9 protein-coding genes are annotated in these 12165 nt (G+C 60.4%); all 9 read left to right on the top strand.

Annotation, left to right across the window (positions count from 1 at the left end):
- Positions 1-36: 36 nt before the first annotated feature.
- On the top strand, positions 37-1569 hold the full coding sequence (hutH, locus tag ACM6I0_RS02920) for a histidine ammonia-lyase (protein WP_414921403.1): 1533 nt from the start codon (positions 37-39) through the stop codon (positions 1567-1569).
- A 133-nt stretch (positions 1570-1702) separates the two neighbouring features.
- Complete coding sequence (hutI, locus tag ACM6I0_RS02915) at positions 1703-2908, top strand: imidazolonepropionase (RefSeq protein ID WP_414921402.1); 1206 nt, start codon at positions 1703-1705, stop codon at positions 2906-2908.
- Positions 2909-2918: 10 nt separating this feature from the next.
- The gene (gene hutG, locus ACM6I0_RS02910) at positions 2919-3722 is read left to right on the top strand and encodes an N-formylglutamate deformylase (RefSeq protein ID WP_414921401.1); all 804 of its coding nucleotides are present in this window, start codon (positions 2919-2921) and stop codon (positions 3720-3722) included.
- A gap of 224 nt (positions 3723-3946) precedes the next feature.
- Positions 3947-4894: a choline ABC transporter substrate-binding protein gene (locus tag ACM6I0_RS02905; protein ID WP_285433527.1), complete on the top strand. Its 948-nt coding sequence runs from the start codon at positions 3947-3949 to the stop codon at positions 4892-4894.
- Positions 4894-5820 carry an alpha/beta hydrolase gene (locus tag ACM6I0_RS02900; RefSeq protein ID WP_414921400.1) on the top strand — a complete coding sequence of 309 codons (927 nt, stop codon included), beginning with the start codon at positions 4894-4896 and terminating at the stop codon, positions 5818-5820. The genes ACM6I0_RS02905 and ACM6I0_RS02900 overlap by 1 nt, the downstream gene beginning before the upstream one ends.
- A 104-nt stretch (positions 5821-5924) precedes the next feature.
- A complete protein-coding gene (gene pip / locus ACM6I0_RS02895; protein WP_208670458.1) occupies positions 5925-6896 on the top strand; it encodes a prolyl aminopeptidase in 972 nt (323 codons plus the stop codon).
- A complete protein-coding gene (gene dtd / locus ACM6I0_RS02890; RefSeq protein WP_414921399.1) occupies positions 6893-7330 on the top strand; it encodes a D-aminoacyl-tRNA deacylase in 438 nt (145 codons plus the stop codon). The genes pip and dtd overlap by 4 nt, the downstream gene beginning before the upstream one ends.
- Positions 7331-7651: 321 nt before the next feature.
- On the top strand, positions 7652-9475 hold the full coding sequence (locus ACM6I0_RS02885) for a glucan biosynthesis protein (protein WP_285433534.1): 1824 nt from the start codon (positions 7652-7654) through the stop codon (positions 9473-9475).
- Complete coding sequence (mdoH, locus tag ACM6I0_RS02880; protein WP_285433535.1) at positions 9468-12038, top strand: glucans biosynthesis glucosyltransferase MdoH; 2571 nt, start codon at positions 9468-9470, stop codon at positions 12036-12038. The genes ACM6I0_RS02885 and mdoH overlap by 8 nt, the downstream gene beginning before the upstream one ends.
- The last annotated feature ends 127 nt before the right edge of the window (positions 12039-12165 follow it).

Here is a 12165-nt window from a genome sequence, read left to right as displayed (position 1 = left end):
TGGTTAGTTAATAAAAACTCTCAAAAGGAGAATGATGTGACTGCGCTTAATTTGATTCCCGGCCAACTGAGCCTTGCCCAACTGCGTGATGTTTATCAGCACCCGGTCAAAATCACCCTCGACAACAGCGCCTCGGCCCAGATCGAAGCCAGCGTTGCCTGCGTGGAACAGATCCTCGCCGAAAACCGCACCGCCTACGGCATCAACACCGGTTTCGGCCTGCTGGCCTCGACCCGCATTGCCAGCGAAGACCTGGAAAACCTGCAGCGCTCGCTGGTGCTGTCCCACGCCGCCGGTGTCGGCGAGCCGATCAGTGACGCCCTGGTGCGCCTGGTCATGGTGCTCAAGGTCAACAGCCTGAGCCGTGGTTTCTCCGGCATCCGTCGCGTCGTGATCGACGCGCTGATCGCGCTGATCAATGCCGAGGTTTACCCGCACATCCCCTTGAAAGGTTCGGTCGGTGCATCCGGTGACCTGGCGCCTTTGGCGCACATGTCGCTGGTGCTGCTGGGCGAAGGCAAGGCTCGCTACAAGGGCGAATGGATGGAAGCGACCGAAGCGCTGAAAATCGCCGGCCTGACACCTCTGACCCTGGCCGCGAAAGAAGGCCTGGCGCTGCTCAACGGCACACAAGTGTCGACCGCTTACGCGTTGCGTGGCTTGTTCGAAGGCGAAGACCTGTTCGCTGGTGCTGTAGCGATTGGTGCCCTGACGGTCGAAGCGGTACTGGGCTCGCGCTCCCCGTTCGACGCGCGCATCCACGCCGCCCGTGGCCAGAAAGGCCAGATCGACTCCGCTGCTGCTTATCGCGATTTGCTGGGCGAGCGCAGTGAAGTGTCCGATTCGCACCAGAACTGCGAAAAGGTCCAGGACCCGTACTCCCTGCGCTGCCAGCCGCAAGTCATGGGCGCCTGCCTGACCCAGTTCCGCCAGGCCGCCGAAGTGCTGGCGGTGGAAGCCAACGCCGTTTCCGATAACCCGCTGGTATTCGCCGCTGAAGGCGACGTGATCTCCGGCGGCAACTTCCACGCTGAGCCCGTGGCCATGGCCGCTGACAACATGGCACTGGCCATCGCTGAAATCGGTTCCCTCAGCGAGCGCCGCATTTCGCTGATGATGGACAAGCACATGTCGCAACTGCCGCCGTTCCTGGTGGCCAATGGTGGCTTGAACTCCGGCTTCATGATTGCCCAGGTGACGGCGGCGGCATTGGCCAGCGAGAACAAGGCGCTGTCCCATCCGCATTCGGTGGACAGCTTGCCGACGTCGGCGAACCAGGAAGACCACGTGTCGATGGCGCCGGCCGCCGGCAAGCGTTTGTGGGAAATGGCCGAAAACACTCGCGGCGTTCTCGCGGTGGAGTGGTTGGCTGCAGCACAAGGGCTGGACCTGCGCGAAGGCCTGAAGACCTCGGCGAAACTGGAAAAGGCCCGGGCGATCTTGCGTAATGAAGTGCCGTTCTATGAGAAGGACCGGTTCTTTGCGCCGGACATCAATGCGGCGACCGAGTTGCTGGCTACGCGCTGCCTGAGCGAGTTGGTTACGGCGAAGTTGCTGCCTAGCCTCTAAACCCCACCACACCGATCGTTCCCACGCTCTGCGTGGGAATGCAGCCCGTGACGCTCCGCGTCACTGGACGCAGAGCGTCCCTAGAGGCATTCCCACGCGGAGCGTGGGAACGATCAAAGACGAGGAATTCGGGATGAAAACTCTCTGGCAACACTGCCACGTCGCAACCATGGCGCAAGGCGTCTACTCGATCATCGAGGACGCGGCCATCGTGACGTCCGGTGCGCACATTGAGTGGGTCGGCCCGCGCGATAAATTGCCGGCGGGCGAATACCCGGCCGTCAACGATTTGAAAGGGGCCTGGGTCACTCCGGGCCTGATCGACTGCCACACCCACACGGTGTTCGGCGGTAACCGCAGCGGTGAATTCGAACAGCGCCTGCAAGGTGTCAGCTACGCAGAAATCGCCGCCGCTGGTGGTGGCATTGCCAGCACCGTGCGCGCCACTCGCGCGGCCAGCGAAGATGAACTGTTCGCCAGCGCCGCCAAACGCCTGAAAAGCTTGATGCGCGACGGTGTTACCACGGTTGAGATCAAGTCCGGTTACGGCCTGGACCTGGCCAACGAACGCAAAATGCTGCGGGTCGCTCGTCGTCTCGGCGCCGAGTTGCCGGTCAGCGTGCGCAGCACCTGCCTGGCCGCTCACGCCTTGCCGCCGGAATACGCGGATCGCGCCGACGCCTACATCGAACACATCTGCGCTGAAATGCTCCCGGCCCTCGCCGCCGAAGGGTTGGTGGACGCTGTGGACGCGTTCTGTGAATACCTGGCGTTTTCGCCGGCGCAGGTCGAGCGACTGTTTATCACCGCGCAGGAACTCGGTTTGCCGGTCAAACTGCACGCCGAGCAACTGTCGTCGCTGCACGGTTCAAGCCTGGCGGCGCGTTACCACGCGCTGTCCGCCGACCACCTGGAATTCATGACCGAAGACGACGCCATCGCGATGGCCAAGTCCGGCACCGTTGCGGTGTTGTTGCCCGGTGCATTCTATTTCCTGCGTGAAACGCAATTGCCGCCGATGGAGGCCCTGCGCAAGCACGGCGTGAAAATCGCCATCGCCAGCGACCTCAATCCCGGCACCTCGCCGGCGCTGTCGTTGCGCTTGATGCTCAATATGGCTTGCACCTGTTTTCGCATGACCCCGGAAGAAGCGCTGGCCGGTGCAACCATTCATGCCGCCACCGCGCTGGGCATGGCCGACACTCACGGTTCGCTGGAAGTCGGCAAGGTCGCGGATTTCGTCGCCTGGCAAATCGATCGTCCCGCCGACCTGTCGTACTGGCTGGGCGGCGACCTGGAAAAACGCGTCGTGCGTCACGGCGTCGAAACGAGCGTTTAGGAGAACAGTTGTGGATAAGGTTCTGAACTTCAAACAAGGCCGCGTGCCGCTGCTGATCAGCATGCCGCACGCGGGGCTGCGTCTGACTCCTGCGGTCGAAGCCGGGTTGATCCCCGACGCGAAAAGCCTGCCGGACACTGACTGGCACATCCCGAAGCTTTACGAATTTGCCGCCGAACTCGGCGCCAGCACGCTGGCTGCCGAATACTCACGGTTTGTCATCGACCTGAACCGGCCGTCCGACGACAAGCCTTTGTATGTCGGCGCGACGACGGGCCTGTACCCGGCGACGCTGTTCGACGGCATTCCGTTGTTCCGCGAGGGCATGGAGCCGTCGGCGGCTGAGCGTGCGACCTATCTGGAGCAGGTCTGGACGCCGTATCACAGCACTCTGCAGAACGAGTTGGCGCGACTGAAAGCCGAATTTGGCTACGCGCTGCTGTTTGATGCGCACTCGATCCGTTCGATCATCCCGCACCTGTTCGACGGCAAGCTGCCGGACTTCAACCTGGGCACCTTCAACGGTGCCAGTTGCGATCCTCAGCTGGCCACTCAACTGGAAGCGATTTGCGCCAGGCACACCGATTACAGCCACGTGCTCAATGGTCGCTTCAAGGGCGGCCACATCACCCGGCATTACGGCAACCCGGCTGAAAACATCCACGCGGTGCAGCTGGAACTGGGTCAGTGCACGTACATGGAAGAATTCGAGCCGTTCCGTTATCGCCCGGATCTGGCTGAGCCCACGCAAGTGGTGCTCAAGGAATTGCTGCAAGGTCTGCTAGCCTGGGGCCAGAAGCACTACAACGCATAACCCCTGTGGGAGCGAGCCTGCTCGCGATGGCGGGGTGTCAGTCGACGCAAGTGTTGTCTGACCCACCGCTATCGCGAGCAGGCTCGCTCCCACATGGAACAGTCGCCACCGTGCAAATCTCGGTCGCCACAGTTCGCTTTTCTCCTCTCGACGCTGCGTAATGTTCTGGGCACGGTGCATGAAGACACCGACCTCACAATAATCTGCCGCACGAGATCCTACCGATGAAAAGACTGTTCACCCGCTGTCTCTCGATCCTCTGCGGCACCGCTCTGCTGAGCACCAGCGTCCTGGCCAGCGACGACGCCTCCTGCAAGGCTGTGCGCATGGGCGTGGTCAACTGGACCGACGTCATCGCGACCAGTGGCATGGCCGATGTGCTGCTGAACGGACTGGGCTACGAAAGCAAACAAACCAGTGCCGTGCAGCAAATCATCTTCGCCGGCATCCGCGACAAGCGCCTGGATATCTTTCTGGGCTACTGGAAACCGGCGATGGACAAGAACATCGCTCCGTTCGTGGCCGCCAATCAGTTGAAGGTCATGGACAAACCGAGCCTGGCCGACGCCCAGGCAACGCTCGCTGTGCCGGATTACGTCGCGGCGGCGGGGCTGAAAACCTTTGCCGACATCGCCAAGTTCAAAGACAAGCTTGGCGGCAAGATCTACGGCATCGAACCGGGCAGTGGCGCCAACACCACGATCAAAACCATGATCGAGACCAATCACTTCGGCTTGAAGGATTTCAAACTGATCGAGTCCGGTGAGGCCGGCATGCTTGCCGCCGTGCAACGGGCGGTCAACCGCAAGGAATTCGTGGTGTTCGTCGGCTGGACCCCGCACCCGATGAACATCAACATGAAGATCACCTACCTGACCGGCAGCGAAGACGTCTATGGCCCGAATGAAGGCGCCGCGACGGTCTCCACCGTGACCGCACCGGACTATGCCCAACGCTGCCCGAACGTGTATCGACTGTTGGAAAACCTGACCTTCACCGCCGCCCAGGAAAGCCAGTTGATGGTGCCGATCATGGAGCGCAAGACGCCTCAGGACGTTGCAAAGCAGTGGCTACGCGATCATCCGCAAGATCTTTCGCGCTGGCTGTCAGGTGTCACCAGTCTCGATGGCAAGGATGGCGTCGCCACCGTTCAGGCCAGTTTGAAACCCTGATGACGGCTTATCCTTTATCCGCGCAGATGACGGCGTTCGTCGAGAAAACCGTCAGCTTCAACAGCACTGACGCCAGCCTCCCCGGCTTGCGTCAGGCCTACAGCGAGATGTGTCGGGCGTTCACCCCGCCACGTCCCGCCGGGCTTTATGTGGTCGATTTCGAATTGGCCGGCGTGCCGGTGCGGTCCTATCAACCGTCTCAACCGTCGCTGACATCAGCCGCCAGCGGTTGCCCGTGCATTGTGTATCTGCACGGTGGCGGCTGGGTGGTGGGGGATCTGGACTCTCACGACTTCATATGCACCGAACTGGCGTCAACGCTCGGCGTATTGGTGATTGCTGTCGATTATCGTCTGGCGCCAGAACATCCATATCCGGCCGGGTTCAATGATTGCCTGGGTGTCTGGCGCGCGCTGCGCAGCTGCCCGTTCCGGCTTGACCCCGCGCGAACGCTGGTGGCCGGGGACAGCGCTGGCGGCAACCTTGCCGCCGCACTCTGCCTGGCGCTGCGGGATGCGAACGAGCCATTGCCGGCGGCGCAAGTCCTGATCTATCCGGGGTTGGGTGGCGATCATCAGCTGCCGTCGCGCAGTGAATGCATTGACGCACCCTTGCTCAGCAGCAGCGATGTAGATTGCTATCACGCCTTGTACTTGCGCGGCTCGCGAAAGCCGGGTGCTTATGCGATGCCGTTGCTCGCCGCAGATTTGGCCGGTTTGCCTGCGGCGCTGATCGCCGTGGCGCAATTCGACCCGCTGCGTGACGACGGTGTCTGCTACGCCGAGCGACTGAATGCGGCGGGCGTCGCCGCCACGCTGTATTACGGCGAGGGACTGGTCCACGGCTGTTTGCGGGGGCGCGGCCAGGTCGCCGAGGTCGACGCGCTCTATGAAACCCTGCTCGGTTTTCTGGCGGCGAAACTCTGACTCAGCAAGGGCATGCTCATTGACGTAATTCGGGTTTATGATGCCGGACGGCAGAATAATAGAAGTCCCCCCAGGGATGACCTCGACCCCTTACGGAGCGCGCAATGCAGACTTTGTACCCGCAGATCAAACCTCACGCCCGGCACGATCTGGCTGTCGATGAAACCCATACCCTGTATGTCGACGAAAGCGGTTCACCGGAAGGTTTACCTGTCGTGTTCATCCATGGCGGCCCGGGCGCCGGGTGTGATGCCCAGAGCCGCCGGTACTTCGATCCGAACCTGTATCGCATTGTGACGTTCGACCAGCGCGGTTGCGGTCGCTCCACACCCCACGCCAGCCTCGAGAACAACACCACCTGGGATCTGGTTGCCGACCTTGAGCGGATCCGCAAACACCTGGGCATCGAAAAATGGGTGCTGTTTGGCGGTTCCTGGGGCTCGACGCTGGCCCTGGCCTATGCGCAAACCCACCCGGAACGCGTGCACGGTCTGATCCTGCGCGGGATTTTTCTCTGCCGCCCGCAGGAAATCGAATGGTTCTACCAGTGTGGCGCCAGCCGTCTGTTTCCCGATTACTGGCAGGACTATGTCGCACCGATTCCACTGGACGAGCGCGACGATTTGCTCAGCGCTTTCCACAAACGCCTGATCGGCAACGATCAGATCGCGCAGATGCATGCAGCCAAGGCCTGGTCGACCTGGGAGGGCCGCACCGCGACCCTGCGTCCGAACCCGCTGGTGGTCGATCGCTTCTCCGAACCTCAGCGCGCCTTGTCCATCGCCCGCATCGAATGCCACTACTTCACCAACAACGCGTTCCTTGAACCCAACCAACTGATTCGCGACATGGGCAAGATCGCGCATTTGCCGGGCGTGATCGTCCACGGTCGTTATGACGTGATCTGCCCACTGGACAACGCCTGGGAACTGCATCAGAACTGGCCGAACAGCGAATTGCAGGTGATCCGCGACGCCGGCCACGCGGCTTCCGAACCGGGTATCACCGATGCGCTGGTGCGCGCCGCCGGCCAGATGGCTCGCCGCCTGCTCGACCTGCCACCTGAAGAAGCATGAAGGGCCTGCTCCAACGCGTGCGTGGCGCGCGAGTCGAGGTAGCGGGGAAGGTGGTCGGTGCGGTCGATCAGGGATTACTGGTGCTGGTGGCTGTCGAGCCGGAAGATACTCGTGCCAACGCCGACAAACTTCTGCATAAGCTGCTTAACTATCGGGTGTTCAGTGACGCCGAGGGCAAGATGAACCTGTCCTTGGCGGAGGTGGGTGGCGGGTTGCTGCTGGTCTCGCAGTTCACCCTGGCCGCCGACACCAAGAGCGGGTTGCGCCCGAGTTTTTCGACTGCGGCCCCTCCGGCCCTGGGCGAGGAGCTTTTCGACTATCTATTAAGCAAAGCGAAACAGGTGCATGGCACTGTGGCATCAGGTAGATTCGGCGCGGATATGCAAGTGCACCTGGTCAACGATGGCCCGGTAACATTCCTGTTACAGACCTGAAAGCGCTTGAAACACCTTTTTAAGGGCTTTTCGACTGAAAACAGGGGCTTTTCGCGATAAATACTTTGTTAGCCCTGATGCGTTGTAACGCGGCCTACTAGATAATCGCGCGCTACGGGGATCGGCGTTCGTTGGTCCGTTTTAACTTAGGTAGAGACTTGTCCGGGACCTGTTGGGGAATCATTTAGCCCCATAGGAGTCGGAACAATGCTCGCCAACTTGGCAAGAGTGGTCTGTAAGGTCGGTTTTTTCATGCCGGATTCCTCACAGGCCCTTTAACTGGCCGTTGGTTTTTTGATCTGTTTTCGGCGAGGGTTGCTCGTGATTGTTAGTCCCTGTAATGCACCAAAATTGTCTGCCAAACGGTTACGAAGCGCTCTTGTAGCGGGTTCGGCATTCCTTTGCCTGCTCAGCGCCGGCCAGCTTTGGGCGTTCAATCTGGATGATGTGTCGGCTAAGGCAAAAGAGATGGCCGGGCAAAAATACGAAGCCCCGCGCAGTAACCTGCCGAATGAATTTCGTGAGATGAAATTCGCGGATTACCAAAAGATTCGGTTCCGCACCGAAAAAGCCGAATGGGCCGACCAGAAAACCCCATTCAAGCTTTCGTTCTATCACCAGGGCATGCATTTCGACACGCCGGTGAAAATCAACGAAATCACGGCTAACAACGTCGAAGAGATCAAATACGACCCAAGTCGTTTCGATTTCGGCGATGTCAAGTTCGATCCTAAAGCCACCGAACAACTGGGTTATGCCGGTTTTCGTGTGCTTTACCCGATCAACAAGGCCGACAAGCAAGACGAAATCATGACCATGCTGGGCGCGAGCTACTTCCGCGTTGTCGGCAAGGGTCACACCTATGGCTTGTCCGCTCGCGGCATGGCCATCGATACCGCTTTGCCGTCCGGCGAAGAATTTCCACGTTTCACCGAATTCTGGATTCAACAGCCAAAGCCGGGCGACAAGCACCTGGTTATCTTCGCGCTGCTGGATTCGCCACGCGCCACGGGTGCCTATCGCCTGATCCTGCGTCCGGGCAGCGACACCATCGTCGACGTCAAAGCCCGCATGTTCCTGCGTGACAAGGTCACCAAGCTTGGCGTTGCACCGTTGACCAGTATGTTCCTGTTCGGCGCCAACCAGCCGTCGAAAGTCCTGAACTACCGTCGCGAACTGCACGACTCCAGCGGTCTGTCGATCCATGCCGGCAACGGCGAGTGGATCTGGCGCCCGTTGAACAACCCAAAACACTTGGCCGTGAGCAACTTCTCGATCGAGAACCCGCGCGGTTTCGGTTTGCTGCAACGTGGCCGTGACTTCAGCCACTATGAAGACCTCGACGACCGCTACGACAAGCGCCCAAGCGCCTGGATCGAACCGAAAGGCGATTGGGGCAAGGGCTCCGTTGATCTGGTCGAGATTCCGACTGCCGACGAAACCAACGACAATATCGTTGCTTTCTGGAGTCCGGAAAAACTGCCTGAACCTGGCCAGCCGCTGGACGTCGCCTATCGTTTGCACTGGACCATCGACGAAGCCGCGCTTCATGCACCTGACAGTGCCTGGGTTCAACAGACCCTGCGCTCCACGGGTGACGTGAAACAGTCCAACCTGATCCGTCAGCCGGACGGCACCGTGGCTTATCTGGTGGACTTTGAAGGTCCGTCCCTCGCAGCCCTGCCGGAAACAGCGGACGTTCGCAGTCAGGTCAGCGTTGGCGATAATGCCGAGCTGGTCGAGAACAGCGTGCGCTACAACCCTGAAACCAAGGGCTGGCGCCTGACCCTGCGGATGAAGATCAAGGATCCGGGCAAGCCTACCGAGATGCGTGCTGCACTGGTCGAGAACATCGTGCCTGCCGACCTCACCAAGACATCGCTGCCAGCCTCCAATTCTTCTGTTGCCAAGGCCGACAAGGTTGCCGCCAAGCAACAAGAGAAGACGGACAAGGAAGCCAAGGACGCCAAGCAAGCTGACGCCAAACAGGCTGATGCCAAGCCCGTTGCGGATGCCAAGAACAAGGACAACAAAGACGCCAAGCAGCCTGTCGCTGCGGACGCGGCCCCAGCCACACCGGAATCGGCATCGACTGAAGAAGTCCTGACCGAGACCTGGAGCTACCAGTTGCCTGCCGATGAGTAATTCTCAAGTACAGCCAGAGACTCTTGCCGAGTATCTGGCGCATTTACCGATGACCGACCAGCAGCGCGCGGAACTCGCGGGCTGCCAGTCCTTCAGCGAGTTGCATCAGCGTCTGTCATCTTCGACATTCGACGCGCCGACCGAGGCTGCACAAGCCTCGGTGGGCAAGCGCCTGCTCCTGAACTCTGCTGAAGAGCTGGAAGAGGCGGAAATGCTGGGGGTCGACGCCAGCGGTCGTGTCGTACTCAAAGCGACGCCGCCGATCCGTCGGACCAAAGTCGTGCCGGAGCCGTGGCGCACCAATATTCTGGTGCGTGGCTGGCGTCGTCTGACCGGTCGCACCAATCCGCCGGCTCCGCCCAAGGATGAACGCGTGTTGCCGGCGGCTCGCTGGCGCACCGTCGGTTCGATCCGCCGTTACATTTTGCTGGTGCTGATGCTGGGCCAGACGATCGTTGCCGGCTGGTACATGAAAGGCATCATGCCGTACCAGGGCTGGTCGTTCGTCGACCTGAACGAAGTGCTGCATCAACCGCTGCTGCAAACCGCCACGCAAGTACTGCCATACGCGTTGCAAACCAGCATTCTGATTCTGTTCGGGATTCTGTTCTGCTGGGTGTCAGCCGGTTTCTGGACTGCGTTGATGGGCTTCCTCGAGTTGCTCACCGGTCACGATAAATACCGCATCTCCGGTAAAAGTGCCGGCAACGAGCCGATCGCCAAGGACGCGCGCACCGCACTGGTGATGCCGATCTGCAACGAGGACGTGCCACGGGTGTTTGCCGGTTTGCGGGCGACCTTCGAGTCGGTGGCGGCCACGGGCGACCTGGATCGCTTCGACTTCTTTGTCCTCAGCGACAGTAATGAAGCCGACATTTGCGTTGCCGAGCAGCAAGCCTGGCTGGACGTCTGCCGTGAAGCCAAAGGCTTCGGCAAGATCTTCTATCGCCGCCGTCGTCGCCGTGTGAAACGTAAAAGCGGCAACCTCGACGACTTCTGCCGTCGTTGGGGCGGTGACTACAAGTACATGGTCGTGCTCGACGCCGACTCGGTAATGAGCGGTGAATGCCTGACCAGCCTGGTGCGCTTGATGGAAGCCACCCCGGATGCGGGCATTATCCAGACCGCGCCACGTGCGTCGGGCATGGACACTCTTTATGCGCGCATGCAGCAGTTTGCTACTCGCGTTTATGGTCCGCTGTTTACCGCCGGTCTGCACTTCTGGCAGTTGGGTGAATCCCACTACTGGGGTCACAACGCGATCATCCGCATGAAGCCGTTCATCGAGCATTGCGCCTTGGCGCCATTGCCCGGTAAAGGTGCTTTTGCCGGTGCAATCCTGTCTCACGACTTTGTTGAAGCAGCGCTGATGCGCCGTGCCGGCTGGGGCGTGTGGATCGCTTACGACTTGCCGGGCAGCTACGAAGAACTGCCGCCGAACCTGCTGGACGAACTCAAGCGTGACCGTCGCTGGTGCCACGGTAACCTGATGAACTTCCGCCTGTTCCTGGTCAAGGGCATGCACCCGGTACACCGTGCGGTGTTCCTGACCGGCGTTATGTCTTACCTTTCGGCGCCGCTGTGGTTCTTCTTCCTTGTGCTGTCGACGGCGCTGCTGGCGGTCAACACGTTGATGGAGCCGCAGTACTTCATGGAGCCGCGTCAACTGTATCCGCTGTGGCCACAATGGCACCCGGACAAGGCCGTGGCGCTGTTCTCGACGACCATCGTGCTGCTGTTCCTGCCGAAGCTGTTGAGCATCATCCTGATCTGGGCCAAGGGCGCGAAAGAGTTCGGTGGCAAGTTCAAGGTGACCTTCTCGATGCTGCTGGAGATGTTGTTCTCCATGCTGCTGGCGCCGGTACGGATGATCTTCCACACCCGTTTCGTGCTCGCCGCGTTCCTCGGCTGGGCTGCGACCTGGAACTCGCCACAACGTGACGACGACTCCACGCCATGGAGCGAGGCGGTCAAACGCCACGGTCCGCAAACCCTGCTGGGCTTCTTCTGGGCATTGCTGGTGGTATGGCTGAACCCGAGTTTCCTGTGGTGGCTGGTGCCGATCGTCGGTTCGTTGATGCTGTCGATCCCGGTGTCAGTGATCTCCAGCCGTGTCGGCCTGGGCCTCAAGTCTCGCGACGCGAGCCTGTTCCTGATCCCTGAGGAATACAATCCGCCGCAGGCGTTGCTGGCGACGGATCAGTACACCCACGAAAACCGTTGGCATGCTCTGAATGACGGCTTCGTGCGCGCGGTGGTCGATCCACAGCAGAACGCCTTGGCGTGTTCGCTGGCGACTTCTCGTCATGCTCATGCCGAGCCGATCGAATGGCTGCGCAACGAACGGGTTCGCCATGCATTGAAAGTCGGTCCCGACGGGCTGACCAACAATGAGCGTGTGTACTTGCTGAGCGATCCGGTGGCATTGGCTCGCTTGCACGAACAGGTCTGGGACGAAAGTCACCCTGAGTGGCTGGAAGCCTGGCGCAAATCGGTGAAAGCCGATCCCCATGCGCCGCTGCTGCCACTCAAGCCTCTGAGCGCACAACCTCAGATGGCCTGATGAAAAGCCCCGCGAAAGCGGGGCTTTTTTTTGCCTGATCGTTTCCTAACCCTTGTGCAAATGGCCGAGTGGGTTAGCATCCGTCCCCGAATTGGTGCGCCCGGACAGTTTTCTGTTCGTATCTGCT

It is taken from the genome of Pseudomonas sp. IT-P294 (assembly GCF_949767865.1).
Taxonomy (GTDB): domain Bacteria; phylum Pseudomonadota; class Gammaproteobacteria; order Pseudomonadales; family Pseudomonadaceae; genus Aquipseudomonas.
The sequence above is the reverse complement of the archived record's forward strand: the minus strand, read 5'-3'. Positions and strand labels throughout refer to the sequence as shown.

Excerpts from the sequence above, each read along its gene's own strand:
- hutI (WP_414921402.1), top strand. The coding sequence starts at position 1,703 with ATGAAAACTCTCTGGCAACACTGCCACGTCGCAACCATGGCGCAAGGC.
- mdoH (WP_285433535.1), top strand. The coding sequence starts at position 9,468 with ATGAGTAATTCTCAAGTACAGCCAGAGACTCTTGCCGAGTATCTGGCG.
- pip (WP_208670458.1), top strand. The coding sequence starts at position 5,925 with ATGCAGACTTTGTACCCGCAGATCAAACCTCACGCCCGGCACGATCTG.
- dtd (WP_414921399.1), top strand. The coding sequence starts at position 6,893 with ATGAAGGGCCTGCTCCAACGCGTGCGTGGCGCGCGAGTCGAGGTAGCG.
- ACM6I0_RS02905 (WP_285433527.1), top strand. The coding sequence starts at position 3,947 with ATGAAAAGACTGTTCACCCGCTGTCTCTCGATCCTCTGCGGCACCGCT.
- ACM6I0_RS02900 (WP_414921400.1), top strand. The coding sequence starts at position 4,894 with ATGACGGCTTATCCTTTATCCGCGCAGATGACGGCGTTCGTCGAGAAA.